Below are 24,352 nucleotides of genomic sequence, written 5' to 3' on the forward strand. Positions count from 1 at the left end.
CAATCAAGTAACTAAAATGAATATCGCTAAACTAAAGAAATTATTTCGGGAACCAGGTATATTTTTACGTGATTATTTCAATAAAAAATATCCAGTCTATAACGTAGAGCAACGCGTTACTGAGGAAGATGAGCTAGCTATCATTGAAAATAGCTTGCATCTCGCAGATTTAGAAAGCAATATTCAGCTTGAACCTTTTAACGTTGATGTTGTTTTTACTTGGGTTAATAATCAAGATCTGAAATGGCAGCAACGTCGGCGTCAATTTGCTGAGATAGCTGAGCAAACTGCGCTTTATGGTAATGATGAAGCTCGTTTTAGTAATCACAATGAGCTTTATTATTCTCTACATAGTGTGCGCTCTTTTCTCCCTTGGGTAAATCACATTTATATTGTTACAGATAATCAAATTCCCGAATGGTTTACGCCAGAGAATTATCCAAATGTAAGTATTGTTGATCATGCTCAAATTATTGATGAACAATATTTGCCTACGTTTAATTCACATGTCATTGAGGCACATTTGCATAATATACCTAATTTAAGTGAGTATTTTATCTATTTTAATGATGATGTATTTGTTGCTCGTCCTTTACCGAAAGAGCATTTTTTTCACCCTAATGGGATAGCTTCACTTTTTATTGCAGATAAAAGTTTAAAAAAAATGGCTATGAAAGGTAAATTAACACCAACACTTGCTGCATCACAAAACAGTATAGCCTTACTAAACAAGTATTATTTAAATCAAATCGATCGACCACTGGTTCATACATATGTTCCATTGAGAAAAAGTGCTTTTCAAGCTACTTGGCAAAGGTATAATTCAGAGATTTTAGCTTTTTTATCTAATAGGTTTCGTACAAATCAGGATCTAAACTTGGCTACTTTCCTTGTTCCGTGGCTAATGTACTTAAATGGTCAATCGGCAGTGGGGACTGAAATATGCTATTATTTTAATATCCGTTCCAATAAGGCCCCTACTCAATACAGGAAATTATTAGAGAAAGAGAGATATGGTCATCAACCTCATTCTTTTTGCATCAATGATGTCTATTCAGGAGAAAAATTAAACTCTCATAAAGAATTACTTACAAATATGCTGCAAAAATATTATAACCTAATAAATCTTTAAGGATCTTTTAAAATGTATAAAAAATATATTTTTAGTATTATTATGCCAATTTATAATGTTGATAAATGGCTAGAGGAAGCTATCAATAGTGTTATTGAACAGCAAGGTTTTTCTTTTCAAAAAAGTGTTCAGCTTATATTAGTTAACGACTGTAGCCCTGATAATAGCGAGGAAATTTGTCTTAAATACCAGAAAAAATATCCAAATAATGTTCTTTATATCAAGAATGAGCATAATATGGGGTTATCAAAGACCCGTAATAATGGGTTAAAACATGCCCAAGGAGAATATATAAACTTCTTTGATCCTGATGATATTTTGTCTTCTAATGTATTATTAGAAGTTTATAAATTTTTCTTAAATGCAAAGAAAAATAATATAAACCTTGCTCATGTTTCTATACCTCTAGAATTCTTTGAGGCGGCTAATGGATTACATCCTAAATATACAATTTTAGGGGAAAAGAATAGAATTATTGATCTAAATAATGAAGGATATAACTTTATTTTATCCTCTGCTAGCACGTTCTACCCTTATGAAGTCATTAAAAATAAAAAATATGATCATAGCTTGTTTGGTGAAGAGGATACTTTATTTAATTTTGAGATCTATCAAAAAATTAAGAAATTAGGTTATGTAATAGAAAATGGAGTTCGTTATTATTATCGCAAGAGACGCGAGGGAGGCTCACAAGTTGATCAGAGCCGTATAAAACCTCAAGCATTTTATACTCCAATTAATCTAATACAGAAAGTTAAAATTAATAGAAATAGCACATTATTTTATGAATTATGTATATATGAACTCCGCTCAAGACTAAAAACTATAAAACCTAGTATTTTCAAAGATGAAAGTGAATATTATTACATAATTAATGAGTACCGTAAAATTATGAATAATGTTCCTATAGATTTCGTGCTTAAAAATACAAAATTTATTACTGATATTGATGATAAGGTTGCATTTATCACTCTTTTGTACTCAAAACCATTATATATAAATAAAAATGGTATGGTCCAAATTGAAGGCAAAGATATATTTACAATCAATAACATTCCTGTACATGTTAAGCACATTTCTCTAGAGGGAAATATATTAGTAATAGAAACACTGTTTAATAATTATAACATGGAAGATTTATCTATTGTGTTATATACAGATTCAAAGAAAGTTATTTTACCTACTAATGCATATTATACTGAGAGCGTGTATATTCAATCTAAAGCGGGGATTCAATCTAATTCTCAAGTACTTTATTCTAAGTTTGAAATTCCAGCATCTCAAATAGGAAGATATAAGTTATATATAAAACGTAAAAGCAATGGGCATCTTCATGTAGCAAGTGTAATTAGAACATATAGTGAGAGTCCTTTTCTTGGTAATGGAGTATTTAATTCAAATGTATTTAAAATATATTCGGGAGTAAAGACTTCTGTTAGCCTTTATAAGAAAGTTTTTATAATAGAGAAATTTACAAAATGGAAAAAATTCACTACCAGAATGCGGGCTTTCTTTATTATCAAGAAACAGCATAATAAGTTTAAATGGTTAAGGCTTTTAAAATTAAAGCAAGCAAAATATTGGTTATTTAATGATCGTCCTATTAATGCTAATGATAATGCTGAATACTTCTTTGAATATATTAATAAAAATCATAAGGATATTGCTAAAAATTCTTATTTTGTTTTAAGTAAAAAATCAACTGACATAGATAGAATAAAAAAAATTGGTAATGTAGTGATACAGAATAGTTTGAAGCATAAATTCTTATATTTAAATGCTAAATATGTATTTACATCTCATTTAGCCACAAGCTTTTTTAAACCGATATCATTTAAATTCCTTAAATATTATAATGATTTATTAGAGGCAAAGCTCATATGGTTGCAACATGGAATTACTATGAATGATATTGAATCTGCTGCAAATAAATTTAATAAGCAAGTTTCAAAGGTCGTAATGTCTGCAAGTTTTGAGAAACAAATATTTTCGCAAAGGAAATTTTTTTACTCTTCTAAGGATATTATCCCGACAGGATTCCCACGTCATGATAAGTTATCGCACAGTAAAGAGAATATTATCTTGATTATGCCAACCTGGAGAGCTTATCTAAGTGGAAAAATTCTTTCAAATGGATTACATGCAGAAAAGAAAGGATTTAAGAACTCTCTATTTTATAAAAATTATGCTGAGTTATTATCAAACAGAAAATTACTTAATCTACTAAATTTTTATAATTATAAAATAATATTTGTACTGCATCCTGGATTTAAGCAGTATAACCATTATTTTAATAAATTTGAAAATAAACATGTTAACATTAAAAAAGAAAACTCTTTTTCGTATAATAAATTATTTAATAAGTCTGCCTTATTGATAACTGATTATTCGAGTGTATTCTTTGATTTTTCATATACAATGAAACCTTGTCTTTTTTTTCAGTTTGATAAAGATGATTTTTATGGGCAACATTATAAAAAAGGTATGTTTGATTTTGATAGTATGGCTCCCGGTCCTGTATTTGATAAAGTTGATACATTAATTGCAAATATAGAAGTGCTTTTAAAAAACAATATGATAGTAGACAAAAAATTTATAAAACGAATTGAATCTATGTATAAATATACAGATAATAACAATTCTGAACGTTTATTTAGAGAGATAACAAAGAATGATTGAGAAAAGACAGATTAGACTTAAAGAATTTAGTCCCGACATCACAAAAGTTCATACTCCGACTGATGAATATCGCCAAAGAGCTCCTCGCTTAGAAAAAGGAAAATCTTTCTTTCAGAGAACAAATTCCTTTGGATTTATAGAGACTCATCTAAATTATCAGGCCGAATCAAAAGTTATCCTTATTGGTGATTCTTTTATTGAGAATATTTTTGTGGATGAATCTAGCCGAATTTCATCAAGAATAGAGTATGAATTTCTTAGACATAATAAAAAAATAAAAGTTTATAATGCTGGGGTTTCGGGAGCAACGGGGTTAGGTTTGATTAACTTAGTTCTAAATAAAATTATTCCTCTAAAACCAGATTTAATTATTTATACTCAACCATCTTGTGATTTTTCAGCTTTACTTTATAAAAGTGGTTATTATAATGACTCTAAGTTTTTTGGAAATATTTTTCCGTTTTCAGGAAAAGATAAACAATGCTATGAAACAATCCAAGAAAATAGTTACCAACTAGAAAATAACTTAATTATTTTATCAACAATGTGTAAGATATATAATATTCCTTTATGTATAGCGACATGTTGTTCAAACTCATCAAAAAGACAGCTGAAAATAATGAATGATATCATTAGAAAAGGAGATCAATATGATATTATTGATTTAGATGAAATAATGCCTAGAAATGATTGTAATTTTTATGATAAGCAGCATCTTACTCAGATTGGGGCAAATTATATTTCAAATATATTTTATAATTATCTTTCGTCAAAACTCATGGTTAGAGAAAATGCTCAGCTATCTGTTTATAGCATATATTTCGAACATGTTGATATACAGAAAAATATTCTTTTATCCAATGCTATAACTACTCATACCAAAAGTAGTTCATCAATTAGTTTAAAGATAAAAAATAATTTAGATAAGGATATCAATGTTGAGTTAAAATTAATTGATATCGTTAGGGGGGGGGAGGAAATTACTCTTCTTGAAATTAACTTACCTGCGCTTAACGTAATAGATTTTTCAAGCTATATACCAGAAAATGTCAATACATTTAATATTAAGTTGTGCTGTGGTGTAAATATATCTAATTCAATAGATATTATTCAATCTGATTTATACGAAATAATATAATTTTTCTTATTTTAACTATAAATTTCATTTATTGATGGCTCCTTTTAGAATCTTTTCCTCCGGAATCAAAAAAATCCCTAACCTATCCAATTTTCTAAAGGATAGCCCAACATTTTCCTTTGAAAATTCTGTGATAGGTTGGGGATTTCGTCCAACGGCAAACAAAGCGCGGGATTATGCGGTAAAGCATAATCTTCGTTATATTGCGCTTGAAGATGGCTTTCTTCGCTCTATCGGACTAGGGGTTGAAGGATTTCCGCCATTTTCTTTGGTTGTGGACGATGTGGGCATTTACTACGCAGCCGAAAAACCTTCACGACTAGAAAAGTTAATTGCTGGTTGCAGCTTAAATGATGAGCAAGCGCAACAATCTCATCAAGCAATGGCATTGATTCGTGAATGGCAATTATCCAAGTATAATCACGCACCTTGCGAGCCAGTAGCCGCAGAACATAAAAATCCAACTGTATTAGTTATTGATCAAACATTTGGTGATATGGCGGTGCAATATGGCTTGGCTGATGAAGATAGTTTTCGTCAGATGTTGCAAGCGGCATTGCAAGAAAATCCCGATGCTGAGATTTGGGTGAAAACACACCCTGATGTAATTGCAGGGAAGAAACGGGGATATTTAACGGATTTATTAGATCAACCGCGTGTGAGAATTATTAGTCAAGACATTAATCCACCCACCTTGTTATCGCAGGTGGATAAAGTGTATTGCGTTACTTCACAAATGGGATTTGAAGCATTGCTACAAGGTAAAGAGGTGGTAACCTTTGGCGTACCTTGGTTCGCAGGCTGGGGATTAACCGATGATCGCCACCCTTTTGTTGCTGAACTGATCACACAACAACGCCGCAAGCCCCGATCGTTAAATGAGGTTTTCTATGCTGCTTATTTTCAGTATAGCCGTTACATTAACCCATTTACTGGTGAGGTAGGCAATATTTTTGATGTCATTCATTATTTAAATTGGGTTAAACATTGGCAATCCGTATTAGTGGGTGATTTTTATTGCATTGGGCTTTCTTTGTGGAAAAAAACGGTGTTAAAACCTTTCTTTCATTTGCCAAACTGTCGTTTACATTTTGTTTCTTCTCTTACCAAGTTTAAAAAAATTCAACTGCGTGAGAATCCGAAGTTATTGCTATGGGGGCAAGGCAAGCCTGAATTCATCGCTTATGCAGAACAAAATAATATTCCGATTTGGAGAATGGAAGATGGCTTTATTCGCTCTGTTGGATTAGGCTCAAACCTTGTTGCGCCACTTTCTTTAGTGGTTGATCCTTTGGGAATTTATTTTAATCCGCAGCAACTTTCGCAGCTAGAATCTATTTTGCAGAATACGGTTTTCTCAGAAAAAGATGAAGATTTAGCTCGAGAAATACAGCAACAGCTGATCCAAGCCAATATTGGTAAATATAATGTAGGATCTACTGGCTTTGCTCGCCCAAATACGGAGAAAAAAGTTCTTTTAGTGCCAGGGCAAGTGGAAGATGATGCTTCTATTCGCTTTGGTTCACCTCAGTGTCAATCTAATCTCACTTTGCTGCAGCAGGTTAGACAAGCTCACCCTGATGCTTACATTATTTATAAACCACACCCAGATGTGTTAAGTGGTAACCGAAAAGGTAATGTAGCACAAGAGCAAGCATTGATTTACGCTGATCAAATTGTTACTGAGGCGAATATTTTAGATTGCATTCAAGCAGTCGATGAAGTCCATACAATGACATCTTTAGCTGGCTTTGAAGCACTCTTGCGCGGTAAAAGGGTATATTGTTACGGTTCACCTTTTTATGCCCATTGGGGATTAACGATTGATGCCTATGCCTTACCGCGTAGAAAAAGAAAATTGACATTAGCGCAGTTAATTGCAGGAACTCTGTTATACTATCCACTTTATCTTAACCCTAATACAATGCAATTAACCAATGCAAGCACTGCAGTTAAGATATTGCTAGAGCAAAAAAATCAATTGAAAGATACGGGCTTATATAAGAGTTGGTTAAGCAAAAAAATAGGGAAATATTGTTACTTTGTACGCACTTTTTGGCTGAAATAGCTATTTATACCTAAGGGAACAAAATGATTGTTAATAATTTAAACGAGTTAGTAGCAAGCTCACAACGAATTTTATTATTACAAGGGCCTATTGGACATTTTTTCAAAGAGTTGGCGGATTGGTTATCTGAAACACAGCAAAAAACGGTTTATAAATTAAATTTTAACCCTGGTGATAAATTATTTTTTTCCGCTGCACTTCATAATCAATTTATTTTTGATTACAACAGCAAATTAGAATATTTTGATGTTTTCTTATTACAATTTTGCAAAGATCATAACATTGATACAATAGTGTGCTTTGGCGATAATCGCCGTTACCATCGTATCGCAAAAGCAGTAACTAAAAAATTAGGGTGTGCCTTTTGGGTATTTGAAGAAGGCTATTTTCGTCCGCATTATGTTACCTTAGAAAAAGAAGGCGTGAATGCCTATTCACCGTTACCAAGAGATAAGCAATTTTTTTTAAAACAAGCTGAAGAACTTCCCCAAATTTCTCAGCCAATTCCTGTTGCAAACGGTTTTTTTCCAATGGCAAAACTAGCTACACAATATTATGTAATCTCCAGATACAAAGAAAAAGAATTCCCTTATTATAAACATCATCGAGTCTATAACCTCAATTATTATATAAAATTATGGCTTATTTCAGGAATGAAGCGTGTTTGCCATTGGATAAAAGAGCAATGTTTCATTCGTAAAATTAAGAAAAATAAATTAGGTGATTTTTATATTTTACCGCTGCAAGTTTATGATGACAGCCAAGTAAGAGTGCATTGTGATTTCGATAGTGTAGAGCAATTTTTGATCTATGTGTTAGATTCTTTTGTAAAAAATGCCCCGACTTCGCTAAAATTAATCGTAAAACATCACCCAATGGATCGAGGATTTATCAGCTATAAACAGGTTATTCAGCGTTATCTCTCAGAACACCCAGAACTCCAAGGGCGTTTGTTTTATGTCTATGACATACCAATGCCTGTGTTACTTCGCCACGGCAAAGGAATGGTAACGCTTAACAGCACCAGCGGCTTATCCGCATTAATCCATAATATGCCCGTAATTACACTAGGACGCGCGCATTACGACATTCCAGATATAACCCACCAAGGCTCATTAGAAGAATTTTGGCATAATCCACAACAACCCGATGCCGCTGCATTTAAGGCATATCATCTTTATCATTTACACAAAACCCAAATCAACGGCAGCTTTTATAATAAGGTGATTTTGCCTAAGGAAAAAATTGATTAATTATTTTATTTAGGCATAAATTTAAAATATTTTTAATTACGCTATCGTTATTTGGCTAATTACTTTTCTTTGGAATAACTAACAGATTTCGCTCATTGTGCGACCTACTTTCTTTTGTTTGCTCAAAAGAAAGTAGGCAAAGAAAAAAGCCCCCGACTAAATTGCTAATCTTCATTTTTAACAAATTTTCTTCACGAAAAGTAAGCCTGATGTTCGCTTCGCTCTCGCTCGGCGTTACTTTTCTAAAAATTTGTTAAAAATAAAGGCAATTTACACGGGAATTTAATTTTTCCTTTCATAGATTAAAGGGGAGGAATTATGATACGCTTTCATATTTCATAGTACGCTTGTTTTTAAGCCAATCTTTAGTAAAGAGGAGTTGGGGAGATTTATTCTTAAAGTAATTTTTTTTATCTTTCTTAAAATCTCCAAAAAATCACCGCACTTCAAAATTCAACCTAACCTATTGAAATAGAACCTAGCGATATTTTTCTGAACTAAAAGTGCGGGTGTTTTTTTACAAATTTTACCCCCTTGGGTGATACCTTTCGTGTAGGTGTTTTAGGCGTTCTTTGGCGACGTGGGTGTAGATTTGGGTAGTGGAGAGATCGCTGTGGCCTAAGAGCATTTGTACCACGCGGAGATCTGCACCATGATTGACTAGATGCGTGGCAAAAGCGTGTCGTAATACGTGAGGCGAGAGCGCTTCGCTGTCAATATCCGCTAAAATGGCGTAATGTTTAATCCGGTGCCAAAAGGTTTGGCGAGTCATTTGAGTGCCGCGCCGACTGGGAAATAGCACATCAGAAGGCTGTCCGTCTAGCAATGCGGCCCGACCATAAAGCATAAATTGTTTGATCCAATAGGCAGCTTCTTCGCCCATTGGCACAATGCGTTCTTTGTTGCCTTTGCCGATAACACGCACCACGCCTTGTTGCACGCTGATGTTGTCAAGGGTGAGTGAAACCAGTTCGGTAACCCGTAAACCTGTGGCGTAAAGCAATTCCAGCATTGCTTTATCGCGTAATTCTAACGGCACTTCCACGCAGGGGGTGTTGAGCAAATCCGTAACCTGCTGTTCGGTGAGATATTTGGGCAATCGGCTCGGTAATTTTGGCGAAGTTAGCACCGCACTTGGGTCGTCTGTGCGATATTTCTCCCGATATAAATATTGAAAGAATTTACGCAACGCGCTCAATAATCGTGCTGTGCTTGTGGCTTTGTAGCCCAAGTTCAATCGCTCGCCAAGAAAGCTTTGCAAATCAATGGCATCTAAGGTTTCAAAAGTGAGATTTTGCATTTCGAGCCAATTTGCTACCGCACTAAGATCCAAACGGTAGGATTGAATGGTATTCTCCGAAAGCCCTTTTTCTAGCCATTGTTCATTGAGAAAAAGATCAATTAAGGCGCTGTCTTTCATCAAAAAGGCTACTCCACACGTCGAATCAAAAATGCTTCTACCTTGCGCGGAATAATCGGCAACGCGAGTAAGGCAAAAATCATCATTGAGGTAAATGCCATTTGTGGCGAAATTGGGTATAACACGCCAGCCAACGCAGTGAGCAAGGCGATCACTGCTGAGCCTGAAATGCCGTTATACAAGCCTTGCAATTTCGCCATTGCATTTTGTGGTTGCGTGGTGATGTAACGCACCATTGCGTAATGACCAAGGGCATAAGTTAAGCTGTGCAATAATTGCACTAAGGCAATTAGCCAAAGGCTTGTCGCACTGCCTAACACGCCCCAACGCACCACGCAGGCGATAGCAGCGCAGTAAAACAGGGTGCTGACCTTCCAGAAACGAAATAATTTGGTGGAAAAGAAAAAGAGCAAAATTTCCGCCACCACGCTTAATCCCCACAGTAAACTGGTTGTCTGCACAGAAATGCCGATGCTTTGCCAATACAGCACGCTATAAGCATAATAAGCGGCGTGCGAACCTTGAATAAGAGAAATGGCAATAATTAAACGTAACGTACATTTATTTTTTAATAACTGCAAAAACCCAACGGAATTTTCCACCGCACTTGTCTGTGTATCTTGTGGCAAAATCTTTGGTGTGGTCATTTGCATTATGGCATAAAGGGCTAACAATGCGGTTAAAATCCATACTGTATAATTTTCGCCAATAAAGCCAATAATATTGCCAAACAGCGTTACGCCCACCACAAAGGCAGCGGAACCAATCAATCGCGCTTTGCCATAATCCAAATTTATTTGCTGTTGCCAAGTTGTCGCAAGGGTGTCGCTTAACGGCATTCCTGCCGCATTAATCATGGCAAATAAGGCTATACCAAGGCAAAGCAAGGGGAAGCTTTCCGCCACAAAGCTCATATAAAGCATTACGCCACAACTTGCCCAAGCGAGATACCGTAAGGCATTGAGCAAATGCCCTGCTTTTTTAATCATTGCGGAGAAAACGATCCCACCTAAAAAGCGGAAGACATAAGAACTGGCAATAATAAAGCCGATGATTTCTTCGTTGTAAGATTGCGATTTCAACCACGCGGGGAAAAATGGCACAAACACGCCATAGGCGCAGTAATAGCCGAAAAAGCTCAAGGCTAACCAATTAAAAGGGCTGATTTTCATCAAAATAATTTTTCCATTTCTTGTGAACGTTGCACGCAGGCTTCAATGGCTTGCTGTACGGTTTGGGATAATTGTTGTTGCTGGAAAACATTAAGCGCCGCGGCTGTTGTGCCGCCTTTTGATGTTACATTTTCACGCAAGGTTGAAATGGCCACATCAGGCTGTTGTTGCACCATTTTGGCTGCCCCAAGCGCCGATTGTTGCACCAACATTCGTGCGGTTTGTGCATCTAAATTAAGCGCTTTCAGCGCGTTTTCCATCGCTTCCATAAATAAGAAAAAATACGCAGGGCTGCTGCCAGAACCTGCGGTAATCAAGTGCATTTCATCTTCTTGATCAACCCAACAAGATTGCCCTACGGCACTCATTAAATCTTGTGCGAAGGCTTTGAGATCGGCTGGAACATTGTGTTCCGCAAATAAACCTGCCATTCCTTCCGATACCAAGGCTGGCGTATTCGGCATTACGCGGATAATATGGTGCGCGCTAGGCAAAAGTGCGGTAAGTTTTTGCACAGAAATTGCCGCTGCAATAGAGATCACTAATTTTTCAGAAAAATCCACCGCACTTAAAAGCTGGCACACTTCCGCAAGAGCTTGTGGTTTCACCGCTAACACTACCACTTCGGCATTTTGTACCGCTTGCACATTATCTTGCGAAATATTCACTTGACGCTCAGCAAACAATGCCAATTTATCCGCATTCGGATCGCTAACGGTAATTTTTTGCGCAGGATACCCTTGTTTCAATAAACCAAACACAATAGCTTGCGCCATATTTCCGCCGCCGATGAAAGTAATTAATTTCTGTTGCATAGTTTCGCCTTTATTCGATTAAATGCCGATATTTTATAGCAATTATAAAAAAACGCCTTATCAAATTTTACCTTGATAAAGCGTTATCACAACTTATTAATTTAATAGTTAATTACGCAGCCACCATCACCATTGCAGGGCGAATCACTCTGCCGTTTAGCAAATAGCCTTTTTGTAATACGGCAGTGATTTGGTTGCTTTCAAACCCTTCACTTGGTTGCATTGAAATGGCCTGGTGTAAATCAGGGTTGAAGGTTTCCCCTACTTCGCCCACGGCTTCCACACCGAAACGCGCAACCGTTGCCAATAAACCTTTTAAAGTTAATTCTACACCATCTAGCACGCCTTTTAAACTCTCATCTTCTGTGCTAACTGGGGTTGCTAGCGCACGCTCTAGGTTATCAATGGTTTCAAGCAGATCTTTAGCAAATTTTTCTAAGGCAAATTTATGCGCCTTTTCCACATCTTGCTCAGCACGGCGGCGGATATTATCCATTTCCGCACGGCTGCGTAACAAAATGTCTTGCTCTTTTTTTGCTGTTTCAGCGAGCTGTTCTTCAAGCTCTTGCACGCGAGCAATCGCTTCTTCTAAAGCATCTCCTTCAAGATTTTCAGCGTTTTCCTGCTGCTCAGCGGTTTCTTGTGCCTTCTCTGCTTGTTCCACTTGTTCCGTTTGTTCTTGATCTAATTCGTTTTTTTCCACTTGTTGTTCTTGTTCTGACATTGTTTTCTCCATCTGTTCAAAAGTTTGCGTTATTGTAACAAAAAACATAAAAATTGACAGTTGCTGGGTCTGTTGATAACTCAAATACAAAATGAATTATCAACAGACCCTAAGACTAGCCACTGACACAGTTTATGTGTAATATAGCCCCTAATTTCTTGAATTCAAGTGCGGTCTGTTTTTCGCATAAAAATAAATATTATGTCCACAACTCATTTAATCGACAACAAAACCTTGCATAATTCTTTCCATACCATTGGATTGGTAGGGCGTCCGCGCAATGATGTGAATTTGCAAATGCACAAAAATTTATTTCAATGGCTGTCCGAAAAAGGCTATCAAGTGCTAGTGGAAAAGGGGGTTGGTGAGCGTTTAAATTTGCCAGCACAACATCTTGCAGGGTTAGATGAAATTGGTACGCGCGCGCAATTAGCTATCGTGATTGGTGGTGATGGCAATATGCTTGGGCGAGCCAGAATCTTGGCGAAATACAATATTGCATTAATTGGTATTAACCGTGGCAATTTAGGTTTTCTCACAGATATTGATCCAAAAAATGCTTATGCTCAGCTGGAAGCCTGTTTAGATCGTGGTGAGTTTTTCGTGGAAGAACGCTTTCTTTTGGAAACTGCGATCGAACACGAAGGGCAAATTATTGCCACCAGCAATGCGGTAAATGAAGCGGTAATTCACCCTGCCAAAATTGCGCATATGATCGATTTCCACGTTTATATTGATGATAAACTGGCATTTTCACAGCGTTCTGACGGCTTGATTATTTCAACTCCAACAGGCTCAACGGCTTATTCCCTTTCGGCTGGCGGCCCTATACTTACCCCACAATTAAACGCCATTGCCCTTGTGCCAATGTTTCCGCACACCCTTTCTTCTCGCCCATTGGTTATTGACGGTGAAAGTAAGATTTCCATACGCTTTGCCGATTACAACACGCCGCAATTAGAAGTGGGTTGTGATAGCCAAGTTGCCCTGCCATTTACCCCTGATGATGTGGTGCATATTTATAAAAGCAAACATAAACTGCGTTTATTGCACTTAAAAAATTATAATTATTACAATGTGTTAAGTACAAAATTAGGTTGGTTGAGAAATTCTGCATAAAAAATTTGCACAAAACTCTTTACTGTATATAAAAACAGTTATAAACTGATATCTATACAGTTAAACGGGAGTGTATTATGCTTACTCAACTTACGATTAATAATTTTGCCATTGTTCATCATCTTGATATTGAATTAGCACAGGGAATGTCCGTCATCACGGGTGAAACGGGTGCGGGAAAATCCATTGCCATTGACGCTCTTGGCGTGTGTTTAGGGCAACGTACCGAAAGTGCGATGCTGCGTGAGGGGCAAAACCATGCGGATATTTGTGCCACATTCCACATTGTGCCAAACAGCCCTGCGGATAAATGGCTCAAAGCCCAAGAATTGCAAGATGAAGATAATCCAGAAAACTGTATTTTACGCCGTGTGATAAGCGCAGATGGGCGCTCCAAAGGCTTTATTAATAGTATTCCCGTTTCTGCCAGCCAGCTTAAAGAGCTGGGCCAGTTTTTAATCCAAGTGAACGGACAACATTCCTCACAACGTCTGCTAAAAAATGACTATCAACTCACTTTATTAGATCGCTATTGCGCTCATAATGATCTCCTTACCAAAGTGCAAAAGCACTATCGCCAATGGAAAGATGTGCAACAACAAGTGGCAAACTTCCAACAAAAATGCGCAGAAAATGAAGCAAAAAAACAACTTTTGCAATATCAGGTAGAAGAACTTGATGAATTCAATTTACAAGAAAATGAATTTTCTGAATTAGAAGAAGAATACAACCGCCTTGCCAACAGTGAAGAGCTTACCGCCCTTTCTCAATCCGTATTGAATTTATTAAGTGAAAATGATGAACTAAACGCTGATAGCCTGCTCTATCGTGCGGTGCAAAATTTAGAAGAATTGCACGCACTTGATCCACACTACAATGATGCACTCACAATGTTGCAAGAAGCGCTGATTCAAGTGCAAGAAGCCAGCTCTGAGATCCAACATCTATCTAGCAATATTGAACCTGATCCTTATCGCTTACAAGAAGTAGAAAGCAGAATGAGCCAAGCTCTTCAACTTGCGCGTAAACACAATGTAAAAGCCGAAGAATTGGTTGTGTTACATCGCTCCTTAAGACAAGAACTTGATCAGCTGGTAGATTTTGCGGATAGTGAAGATGCGCTCATTGAACAGGAAAAACAAGCTTACGCACAGCTGTTAGAAAATGCGCAAGCTTTGAGTGCAAGCCGTCAAAAAGGGGCAGAAAAGCTCTCCGCGCAAGTTAGCAAAGGGATTAAACAACTAGCAATGGAAAATGCTGAATTTTCTATTCGTGTGGAACAAGCGGAAAATAAACTGACCGCTCACGGAATGGATCAGGTGCAATTTATTCTACAAGCGAACCTTGGACAATCTGCTCAGCCTTTGGCAAAAGTGGCATCGGGTGGGGAGCTTTCTCGTATCGCTTTAGTGTTACAGGTGCTGACCTCTGATAAATCCGCCATTCCAACGCTTATTTTTGATGAAATTGATGTAGGAATCAGCGGAGCTACCGCAAGTGTGGTAGGGAAATTATTACGCAAGTTAGGGCAAAAATGCCAAGTTATCTGCGTTACCCATTTACCACAAGTGGCCTGCTGTGGTCATCAGCATTTTTCTGTAGAAAAACAAACCATTGACGGAAAAACTGAAACAAAAATGACCGCACTTTCTCAGCAACAGCGTGTGAAAGCCTTAGCCAGATTGCTTGGCTCAACTAAAGTTACCGAAAGCGCCTTAGCCAATGCGGAAGAAATGCTGCGTTTGATTGCATAGCTGATCCTATAGCTAATTATATCGCTTTTATATAAAAGCCTGATTAACCGCTAAGGTAAGGCATAACAAACCAAAAATTAGGGAAACGGAATAAGCACAAGAAGCGCAAAAAAGTAAGAGATAAGAGAAAGGAAAAAAGAAAAACAGAAAAATCAGCAAAAATTGCCCCGCACTTTGTGTTTAGATTATCACTCAAAAGTGCGGGGGAAATTTAATAAATTTTGCAATAAAAAAGTAAAAAGAAAGAAAAGTAAAAAGAAAGAATACCAAACGCGTGGATTTGTTATTCCCCCTTTGGTTTACTCACCATAATCTCAATGACTTGGCGATCGGTGTATTGCATACTGCGTGAAGCAATGTTGCAAAGGTTATTAATTGAACGATCGATGCAATGTTCTACAATGCCCTCGTTGCCGGTAACTTGCATATTATCCAATGCCATTAGTACCGCTTTATAGCTTGAGGTTACACTGGTGGATACTTTCATTGCACAGCTATTTGCTGCGCCATCACAAATAATGCCGCTAATATCGCCAATCATACTGCTGATTGCCATACTTACAGTTTCAAATTTGCCCGTAAGCAACCAAGCAATGCCCGCACAACTACCCATTGCTGCGGTGGTCGCCGCACATAATGCGGAAAGTTTTGGCAGTTTGCTATGGATATAAATCGCCATTAAGTGCGAAAGAAATAACGCACGGGTGAGTTGTTCATCAGTAGCGTTAATATGTTTTGCGACCACCACAACAGGCATTGTCGCTGCAATCCCCTGATTACCAGAGCCAGAATTACTCATTGCAGGCAGATTTGCGCCCCCCATTCTGGCATCAGAGGCTGCGGTGGTTTCGATAATAATGCGGTTCATTAAATCATCACCGAGCAATCCTGTGGCAATTTGTTTTTGCAATGTGCGCCCAATGTGCAAGCCATAATCTTGTCGTAAGCCCTCTTGTGAAAGGGCTGAATTTAGCCTTTCAGCTTCATTAATAAATTTGATCTTGGCCAGATCCACTTGGGTGGAAAAATCAAAAATCGCTTTCGCTGAAAGTGCGGTGAAAATTTCATACAAATTCTCACTTTCTACCGCGCAAGGTTTGGTGAAAATCACCTGATCATTTTTGGCAATATAAATCACATTGGTATGATGTGCCGCAATGCGCACGCACACTTTGTCCTGCTGATGAAAAAGCGTAGCTTCAGAATACAAAATATGCTCCGTTTCAAAAATTGAAACGGAAACTCTATCTTCCTTGATCATTTGTTTTGCTTGCTCGGTTTGTTCTGGTGTGATGTTTTTCAGCACTTCCAATCCAGCATTCGGATCGCCACCAATCGCCCCGATGGCCGCTGCCATTGTCAGCCCTAAAGTTCCCGTCCCCGGTACGGTTACGCCCATTCCATTTTTCATTAAATTCGGCGAAACTTTTGCTTCAATACGTTCGGGCATTGCGTTTAAATATTGCCGTGCGGTTGCCGCCGCTAAAGCAAGGGAAATGGGTTCGGTGCAGCCTAAGGCTGGCACAACTTCTTGTTTTACAATATCCAATAGGGCTTGTTCGGTATCTGCTTGAAAATTCATAATGTTCCTTTATTTTGCTGTGTGGTAATTATTTCTGTTCAGCGAGCCATTTTTTCATTCGCTCTATGCCTTCGCGTAAATGGGCAATCTCTCTGGTGTAGGCAAAGCGGAGATAATGCTTGGTGCCATTTTCCCCAAAATCGATCCCTGGGGTGGCTGCTACTTGAATTTCAGCCAGCATTTTTTTCGCAAATTCATAGCTATCTTGCGTGTAATCAGACACATCTGCCCAAAGATAAAATGCCCCTTGTGGTTTAAACTCGATCTTGAATAAGGCTTTTAATTCGTTATACAGAAAATCTCGCCGTTCTTGGAAAATGCCTTTAATTTCATCAAGATAATCATAATCAAAGGCCGCCAGCGCCCCGTATTGGCTCAATGTGGGCGCAGAAATAAAAATGTTTTGCGCCACAATTTCCGCTTCTCTTGCCTTTTCTTCTGGCACGATAATCCAGCCTAAACGCATTCCCGGCATACAAAAATACTTAGAAAACCCGTTAATCACATAGGCACTCGGATTAAATTGCAAGGCGGTTGCAGCTTGCTCATCATAAACCAAGCCGTGATAAAGCTCATCAGAAATAAAAGCAATTTGATTAGCAATGCAATATTCATTCAGCGCTTGCAGACGTTCAGGCGTATAAATATTGCCCGTTGGATTGGCGGGGGAAGAAATTTGCAAAGCTTTAATTTGGCGATTTTCAAGTTGTTGTGGTGCAAGCTGATAACAATCTTGCTTATCGACAGGAATAAATTCAGGCTGAATATCCATCATATAAGCGAAATTTTTATAGCACGGATAAGCCGGATCTGTCAGCCCCAGTTTATCCCCTTGGTTAAGCGTTAAGGCATAGGCGACAAGAAATGCGCCACTTGTACCAGGGGTAAGAATAATGCGATGCGGCGCAACGTCCACTTGATAAGTGCGGTGGTAAAATTCACGAATTTTTTCACGCAATGCGGGCAAGCCAAGGCTTTCCGTATAACTAAATTGATTGTCTTCAATGGCTTGTTGCAAGGCTTGTTTGACTTTCGGTGATGGCGGTAAATCAGGTTGACCAATTTCAAAATGAATGGCATTAGGGTATTTCGCCGCTTCACGCACAATATCCATCACAATAAATGCCGACATATTTTCACAACGCATTATTTTTTCCTTTTTGCCTATCTTAAGATTCTCTTAATATTTCTTTGTTTTAATGTTCCCAACAAGACAGCCGTCTTGTCATTTGAAAGGAGTTTAACAATGAAAAAACTTAGTTTAGCAACAATTTTACTATTATCAACTGCTAGCCTTGTGGTTAGCGCAGAGAATTTACCAGCAGCTAATGAACAAGCTGCAGCAGTGGAACAAAAAGCGCAAATCGTACCAGATGCGGAAAAAGCAGAAAAAGCGCAGAAAAAGCATCATCATAAACATAAAAAAGAGCACAAAAAACGCGGTGGATTTGTTGATCCAACTAATCCACAACCGCAAACCAAGGATAAAAAATCCTTTGCGAATAATTTACCTGTAAGCCAAATTAGCGAGCAAGCTGCTTGGAAAGATGATCAACGCATTGTTTTACAAGGAAATATTGTTAAACAATTAAGCAAAGATGATTTCTTATTCCGTGATAAGAGCGGTGAAATTGAAGTGGAAATTGAGCCGCATGCGTGGCGTGGCAAAACGATCACGCCAAATGATGAAGTGAAAATTCTTGCGGAAGTGGAAAAATCCGACAAAAAATTAGAATTGGAAGTTCAACGCGTTGCAAAAGTGGCAAAAAGCCATTAATTGCGAAAAGATTCCATTCGCAAATTTATCTTTTTAGGCTAAACTCAATGGGCATTTTGCTCATTGGGTTTATGTAGTAAATGGGACAAGATGGCATTATTTACTTCAACATAAAAGGAAAATCAAATGCTTACCGTAGAAAACCTGATCGCCCAAAGCCAGCCTTATTGGGATAATTATATCCAACATTCCTTTGTGCAGCAGCTCGCCGCAGGTCGTCTGCCACGCCAATGCTTTCAACATTATTTACAGCAAGATTATCTCTATCTTTTTCAATACAGCCGTGCGTTATCACTAGGTATTTTCAAAGCGGATAATTTTGCTGAAATTCACACTGCTCACCAAGCCAATGACGTGTTGCTGAAAGAAATTCAATTGCACATCGCATTCTGTCAAGAATGGGGCATTTCCGAGCAAGATCTGCAAAAAGTGCCTGAGTCCACCGCTTGTGTGGCCTACACGCGTTATGTACTGGATTGTGGCATCAAAGGCGGACTTGCGGAACTTTATACTGCCCTTGCGCCTTGTATGTTGGGCTATGCAGCAATCGGCAAAATGCTCGGCAGCCAAGCGCCAACGCCGAATAATCCTTATCAGAAATGGATCGATACTTACGCCGCACCAGATTTTCAACAAGCTGCGGCGGAGTTTAGCGCAATGCTCAACGGATTATTTGAAAATGTTGCAGCAAAACAACAGCAACAATTACAACATATTTTCACCACGGCGACACGAATGGAAATTAACTTCTGGCAAATGGGGCTGGATTTAAGCTAACTAAAGTGCGGTTAAAATTATGCGAATTTTATTAATTGAAGACGATCCTTTAATCGGTGATGGGCTTAACATTGGGCTAGGCAAATCAGGTTTCAGTGTCGATTGGTTTCAAGACGGCGAAAGCGGTATGCAAGCCTTGGCTTCCGCCCCTTATGATGCCGTGGTGCTCGATCTCACCTTGCCGAAAAAAGATGGCTTGCAGGTGTTGCAACAATGGCGCAAAGCCAATCAAGATGTACCTGTACTTATTTTAACCGCACGAGATAGCTTAGAACAACGTATTGAAGGTTTGCAGCTCGGTGCGGACGATTATCTCGGCAAGCCCTTTGCTCTGGGCGAAGTGGTTGCCCGCTTACAAGCGCTCATTCGCCGCCGTTATGGCCAAGCGCAATCGCTGCTCACCCACGGTGCGGTGAGCCTTGATCTGGGGCAGCACAAAGCCTTTTTGCGTAATCAAGAAGTTTCCCTCACGGGGACGGAATACAAGCTACTTGAGCTATTTATGCACAACAAAGAGCGGGTGCTTTCTCGCGGATTTATTGAAGAAAAGCTCTATACTTGGAATGATGAAGTGAGTAGCAATGCGTTGGAAGTGCATATTTACAATTTACGCCAAAAACTCGGCAAACCGTTTATTCGCACGATACACGGCGTAGGCTATGCCCTTGGCACAATCGAGGAATAAAATGAAACCACGCAGCTTACGTCTTCGTCTAATTCTTATACTTTCCCTGTTAGCCTGTGCAATTTGGCTGGTTTCTACTGCGATTGCGTGGTCGGCAGCGCGTAGCCAAGTAAACGAAGTTTTTGATACACAACAGATTTTATTCGCCAAACGGCTAGCCACTTCGCATTTAAGAAGTATTTTAATTGAGCGCTACCGCCCCGAAGGAAAAAATTATCGTCAAAAACCACCGCACTTTCGCAAAAGACAAAATTACGATGATGACGCCCTTGCCTTTGCGATTTTTAATCACAATGGTGAAATGTTGCTCAGTGATAGCGAAAACGGCAACAATTTCATTTATGAACCGAAAAGGGGCTTTAATAACACCACCTTGCAAGGTGATGACGATGAATGGCGAATTTTTTGGCTGCCCGCGGCGGAAGGCAGATTAATGATCGCCGTGGGACAAGAGCTGGAATATCGCCAAGAATTAGTCGAAAAAATGGTGCTAGGTCAAATGTGGATTTGGTTTGCTAGCCTGCCTGTGTTACTTGCCGTGATTATTTGGGCCATTAGCCGCGAACTGTCTATATTGCGCAATGTGAGCGAACAGGTGAGCCAGCGTAGCCCTGATGATGAACAACCGCTCGACACGCAGCAAGTGCCAAAAGAAATCTTGCCATTAGTGCAAAATTTAAATCAATTTTTTACCCGCACTGCAACCAGCCTACTTAGAGAGCGGCGTTTTACATCTGATGCAGCGCACGAATTGCGCAGCCCGCTCACTGCGTTGCGTATTCAAACTGAACTCGCACAAATGGCAGGTGATGATGAAACAATGCGTAATCAAGCATTGCAAAACCTTACGCTAGGTATCGATCGCGCAAGCCAATTGGTGGAACAGTTGCTTACACTCTCGCGCTTAGACAATCTCAATGAATTAGCCCATCTTAACACCATTGAATGGGATAAATTAATCACCGAGCTTGTAGCTGAGCGTTATTTAAAAGCCGAAAAAGCAGGGATCTCATTAATTTTTGAAACGCTAAGCAAACCCAATACGCAACAAGGCGAATCATTATTGATTTCTTTAATGTTACGCAATCTGATCGACAACGCCATTGCCTATTACCCTAAAGGCAGCGAAATTCGCCTTATTTTACAACAAGATAAACTCATCATTGCCGACAATGGTGGTGGCGTCCCTGATGATGCCCTAGATAAACTCGGCCAACGCTTCTACCGCCCCGCAGGCCAAAATGAAAAAGGCAGCGGTTTGGGATTATCTATCGTACAACGCATCGCCCAATTACATCACTACCAAGTGCGGTATAAAAATGCCGAGAATTCGCGTGGGGAGAAAGGATTTTGGGTGGAGATTTTATTGAATAAAAAAGCACCTTAAACGTCCTTAAGGTGCTAACATTATTATTGCTGTGACTATTGTTCGCTTAATACACGCGGGAATAAGATATTATTTTCTGTGTGAATATGCTCTTGCAGATCATCACAAAACTCTTGAATACCTTGGTAGAGATTACGCCAAGAAGTGCAAGCATCGGCAGGTGGTGTCATATTGTGAGTAAGAGTGCGTAGCACTTCAATCGTTGCGCCATGTTCATCGTGTTCAAATTCCATTACCTGAATAGGCATTCGAGCCATCATATAATTACCTGCTTGGATCATTGGGAACAAGATTTGTTCTTCTTTCATCATATGGCTAGACAAATCTGCATAGGCATTTTTTAACGCGTCAGCTAAACCTTTTGGGCAATCTGGGTGATCACCGTGGCGTTCTTCAACTTTTTCTGCAAGGGGAATTAGCTCTTGCAATTGTTCACGATGACGTTGATGAAAGCGTGACAGAATATGCGAGATAGTATCCTGATAACTGGCACTTTGCCATTGTTGATCGGCTTGTTTCATTCTATTTTCTAATGACATAATTTGACCTTAATGTGAGTAGTTTAAATCCGAGTAAAATAGTAAGGTACTTGTATCAAAATACAAAATCATTTTAGGAAAAAAGCACAATGTTTATGATCTATATCAGGTTTTAAGTTTAGATGATTGAATAGTGCGGTGATTTTTTTATCAAATTTTTTGATGATTATATGTTATGTTGTGGATAGATTTAGTCTATTCTGGACTGATAAGATTTTCGTGAGCGATTTCGATGATTACCAAAAAATAAGTGAAGAGGAAGCCATGCAATTTATAAAATCAACTAAATCATAATGGCAAAAATAAAAAACGCCACTGAGTTCCCTCAATGGCGTTCTTCTTTTATTCAAAACCTGGCGGTGTCCTACTCTCACATGGGGATTCCCCACACTACCATCGGCGTTACAGCGTTTCACTTCTAAGTTCGGCATGGATTTAGGTGGGTCCACTGCACTAACGCCGCCAAGATAATTCTTTAAATTCTTTATCTGTCTTTATGTCTTTTTTATTCGTTCTTCACTTCTTTAACAAAAACAAGCCAAAACCCTTGAGCGTTGTATAGTTAAGCCTCTCGGGCAATTAGTACTGGTTAGCTCAACGGCTCACACCGCTTACACACCCAGCCTATCTACGTCTTAGTCTCAAACAACCCTTACAGTCTTATAGACTGGGAGAACTCATCTCAAGGCAAGTTTCGTGCTTAGATGCTTTCAGCACTTATCTCTTCCGCATTTAGCTACCCAGCTGTGCCTCTGGCGAGACAACTGGTACACCAGTGATGCGTCCACTCCGGTCCTCTCGTACTAGGAGCAGCCCCTCTCAATTCTCCAACGCCCACGGCAGATAGGGACCGAACTGTCTCACGACGTTCTAAACCCAGCTCGCGTACCACTTTAAATGGCGAACAGCCATACCCTTGGGACCTACTTCAGCCCCAGGATGTGATGAGCCGACATCGAGGTGCCAAACACCGCCGTCGATATGAACTCTTGGGCGGTATCAGCCTGTTATCCCCGGAGTACCTTTTATCCGTTGAGCGATGGCCCTTCCATTCAGAACCACCGGATCACTATGACCTGCTTTCGCACCTGCTCGACTTGTCTGTCTCGCAGTTAAGCTTGCTTATACCATTGCACTAACCTGACGATGTCCGACCGTCATTAGCAAACCTTCGTGCTCCTCCGTTACGCTTTGGGAGGAGACCGCCCCAGTCAAACTACCCACCAGACACTGTCCGAACACCCGTTTCAGGCGCTTCGTTAGAACATCAAACGTTAAAGGGTGGTATTTCAACAACGACTCCACGATAACTGGCGTTACCGCTTCATAGTCTCCCACCTATCCTACACATCAAAATTCAAGGTTCAGTGTCAAGCTATAGTAAAGGTTCACGGGGTCTTTCCGTCTAGCCGCGGGTACACCGCATCTTCACGGCGATTTCAATTTCACTGAGTCTCGGGTGGAGACAGCCTGGCCATCATTATGCCATTCGTGCAGGTCGGAACTTACCCGACAAGGAATTTCGCTACCTTAGGACCGTTATAGTTACGGCCGCCGTTTACTGGGGCTTCGATCAGGAGCTTCTCTTTCGATTACACCATCAATTAACCTTCCAGCACCGGGCAGGCATCACACCCTATACGTCCACTTTCGTGTTTGCAGAGTGCTGTGTTTTTAATAAACAGTTGCAGCCAGCTGGTATCTTCGACTGGTTCATGCTCCATCCGTAAAGAACTTCACACTACGCCAGCGCACCTTCTCCCGAAGTTACGGTGCTATTTTGCCTAGTTCCTTCACCCGAGTTCTCTCAAGCGCCTGAGTATTCTCTACCTGACCACCTGTGTCGGTTTTCAGTACGGTTTAGTAAAGCCTGAAGCTTAGTGGCTTTTCCTGGAAGTGTGGTATCAGTTACTTCAGCACCTTAGTGCCTCGTCATCATCTCTCAGTGTTAACGGTGAGCCGGATTTGCCTAACTCACCCACCTACCAACTTAAACGACCATTTCCAACAGGTCGATAACCTAACCTACTCCGTCCCCACATCGCAGCTTTACCAAGTACGGGAATATTAACCCGTTTCCCATCGACTACGCTTTTCAGCCTCGCCTTAGGGGCCGACTCACCCTGCCCCGATTAACGTTGGACAGGAACCCTTGGTCTTCCGGCGAACGGGTTTTTCACCCGTTTTATCGTTACTTATGTCAGCATTCGCACTTGTGATATCTCCAACAGACTTCTCAATCCATCTTCATCGACTTACACAACGCTCCCCTACCCAACAGACGTATCACTAATATCCCTCTTCGATTCTTTGCCATTACACTCAACGTGT

The 24,352-nt window shown here is 39.4% G+C and carries 17 protein-coding genes, 2 rRNA genes and 1 pseudogene (1 of these 20 running past the window's edge); 11 read left to right on the forward strand and 9 right to left on the reverse strand.

All coding sequences use genetic code 11. The annotated features are described in order from the left end of the window. Positions 1 to 16 precede the first annotated feature (16 nt). Genes DYC50_RS10070 through DYC50_RS10090 form a run of 5 tightly spaced genes read left to right on the forward strand, consistent with a single transcriptional unit; the run spans position 17 to position 8,270 of the window. Positions 17 to 1,132, forward strand: coding sequence for a stealth family protein (locus tag DYC50_RS10070; protein ID WP_218564409.1), 1,116 nt, complete (start codon positions 17 to 19; stop codon positions 1,130 to 1,132). Positions 1,133 to 1,144: 12 nt separating this feature from the next. Continuing rightward, positions 1,145 to 3,811 carry a bifunctional glycosyltransferase/CDP-glycerol:glycerophosphate glycerophosphotransferase gene (locus tag DYC50_RS10075; RefSeq protein ID WP_115250055.1) on the forward strand — a complete coding sequence of 889 codons (2,667 nt, stop codon included), beginning with the start codon at positions 1,145 to 1,147 and terminating at the stop codon, positions 3,809 to 3,811. Continuing rightward, complete coding sequence (locus DYC50_RS10080) at positions 3,804 to 4,949, forward strand: SGNH/GDSL hydrolase family protein (protein WP_115250056.1); 1,146 nt, start codon at positions 3,804 to 3,806, stop codon at positions 4,947 to 4,949. Before DYC50_RS10075 ends, DYC50_RS10080 begins: the two co-directional genes overlap by 8 nt. 34 nt (positions 4,950 to 4,983) lie before the next feature. Beyond that, complete coding sequence (locus tag DYC50_RS10085; RefSeq protein ID WP_115250057.1) at positions 4,984 to 7,017, forward strand: capsular polysaccharide biosynthesis protein; 2,034 nt, start codon at positions 4,984 to 4,986, stop codon at positions 7,015 to 7,017. A 23-nt stretch (positions 7,018 to 7,040) separates the two neighbouring features. Next, positions 7,041 to 8,270 carry a capsule biosynthesis protein gene (locus tag DYC50_RS10090; RefSeq protein ID WP_115250058.1) on the forward strand — a complete coding sequence of 410 codons (1,230 nt, stop codon included), beginning with the start codon at positions 7,041 to 7,043 and terminating at the stop codon, positions 8,268 to 8,270. 526 nt (positions 8,271 to 8,796) lie between these two features. On the opposite strand, the gene xerD is transcribed toward DYC50_RS10090, so the two are convergent. The 4 genes from xerD to grpE form a co-directional block, all read right to left on the reverse strand. Further along, entirely contained in the window at positions 8,797 to 9,690 is an 894-nt protein-coding gene (gene xerD, locus DYC50_RS10095) for a site-specific tyrosine recombinase XerD (RefSeq protein WP_115250059.1), read from the reverse strand. A gap of 8 nt (positions 9,691 to 9,698) precedes the next feature. After that, positions 9,699 to 10,862: a 3-phenylpropionate MFS transporter gene (locus DYC50_RS10100; RefSeq protein ID WP_115250060.1), complete on the reverse strand. Its 1,164-nt coding sequence runs from the start codon at positions 10,860 to 10,862 to the stop codon at positions 9,699 to 9,701. Further along, positions 10,862 to 11,677 (reverse strand): pyrroline-5-carboxylate reductase, encoded by an 816-nt coding sequence (gene proC / locus DYC50_RS10105; RefSeq protein WP_115250061.1) that lies wholly within the window; start codon positions 11,675 to 11,677, stop codon positions 10,862 to 10,864. Before proC ends, DYC50_RS10100 begins: the two co-directional genes overlap by 1 nt. Positions 11,678 to 11,789: 112 nt before the next feature. Continuing rightward, a complete protein-coding gene (grpE, locus tag DYC50_RS10110; protein WP_115250062.1) occupies positions 11,790 to 12,401 on the reverse strand; it encodes a nucleotide exchange factor GrpE in 612 nt (203 codons plus the stop codon). Positions 12,402 to 12,602: 201 nt separating this feature from the next. Here grpE and DYC50_RS10115 point away from each other — a divergent pair, with 201 nt between their 5' ends. Next, on the forward strand, positions 12,603 to 13,520 hold the full coding sequence (locus DYC50_RS10115) for an NAD(+) kinase (RefSeq protein WP_115250063.1): 918 nt from the start codon (positions 12,603 to 12,605) through the stop codon (positions 13,518 to 13,520). Between the two features lie 77 nt (positions 13,521 to 13,597). Then, the gene (recN, locus tag DYC50_RS10120; protein ID WP_115250064.1) at positions 13,598 to 15,274 is read left to right on the forward strand and encodes a DNA repair protein RecN; all 1,677 of its coding nucleotides are present in this window, start codon (positions 13,598 to 13,600) and stop codon (positions 15,272 to 15,274) included. Between the two features lie 283 nt (positions 15,275 to 15,557). Here recN and DYC50_RS10125 read toward each other — a convergent pair whose 3' ends face one another. Together DYC50_RS10125 and DYC50_RS10130 are read right to left on the reverse strand one after the other, a co-directional pair. After that, positions 15,558 to 16,856, reverse strand: coding sequence for an L-cysteine desulfidase family protein (locus DYC50_RS10125; protein ID WP_115250065.1), 1,299 nt, complete (start codon positions 16,854 to 16,856; stop codon positions 15,558 to 15,560). Between the two features lie 28 nt (positions 16,857 to 16,884). Further along, positions 16,885 to 18,003 (reverse strand): pyridoxal phosphate-dependent aminotransferase, encoded by a 1,119-nt coding sequence (locus DYC50_RS10130; protein WP_115250066.1) that lies wholly within the window; start codon positions 18,001 to 18,003, stop codon positions 16,885 to 16,887. A 99-nt stretch (positions 18,004 to 18,102) separates the two neighbouring features. Between DYC50_RS10130 and DYC50_RS10135 the strand changes: the two genes are divergently transcribed. The 4 genes from DYC50_RS10135 (at position 18,103) to qseC (ending at position 21,482) form a co-directional block, all read left to right on the forward strand. Next, positions 18,103 to 18,633: a YgiW/YdeI family stress tolerance OB fold protein gene (locus tag DYC50_RS10135; protein ID WP_115250067.1), complete on the forward strand. Its 531-nt coding sequence runs from the start codon at positions 18,103 to 18,105 to the stop codon at positions 18,631 to 18,633. Positions 18,634 to 18,759: 126 nt separating this feature from the next. Then, positions 18,760 to 19,410, forward strand: coding sequence for a thiaminase II (tenA, locus tag DYC50_RS10140; RefSeq protein ID WP_115250068.1), 651 nt, complete (start codon positions 18,760 to 18,762; stop codon positions 19,408 to 19,410). A 19-nt stretch (positions 19,411 to 19,429) separates the two neighbouring features. Next, positions 19,430 to 20,095: a response regulator gene (locus DYC50_RS10145; protein ID WP_115250069.1), complete on the forward strand. Its 666-nt coding sequence runs from the start codon at positions 19,430 to 19,432 to the stop codon at positions 20,093 to 20,095. 1 nt (position 20,096) lies between these two features. After that, entirely contained in the window at positions 20,097 to 21,482 is a 1,386-nt protein-coding gene (gene qseC, locus DYC50_RS10150; protein ID WP_115250070.1) for a quorum sensing histidine kinase QseC, read from the forward strand. 35 nt (positions 21,483 to 21,517) lie between these two features. Here the strand turns inward: qseC and DYC50_RS10155 are convergent. From DYC50_RS10155 to DYC50_RS10165, 3 genes and pseudogenes are all read right to left on the reverse strand, one after another. Further along, positions 21,518 to 22,012: pseudogene (locus tag DYC50_RS10155) on the reverse strand (hemerythrin domain-containing protein); the annotation flags it as partial. Positions 22,013 to 22,372: 360 nt separating this feature from the next. Next, positions 22,373 to 22,488: ribosomal RNA gene (rrf, locus tag DYC50_RS10160) — 5S ribosomal RNA — on the reverse strand. Positions 22,489 to 22,579: 91 nt separating this feature from the next. Next, positions 22,580 to 24,352: ribosomal RNA gene (locus DYC50_RS10165) — 23S ribosomal RNA — on the reverse strand; it runs 1,349 nt beyond the window's last position.

Source organism: Avibacterium avium (assembly GCF_900454535.1).
Lineage (GTDB): Bacteria > Pseudomonadota > Gammaproteobacteria > Enterobacterales > Pasteurellaceae > Avibacterium > Avibacterium avium.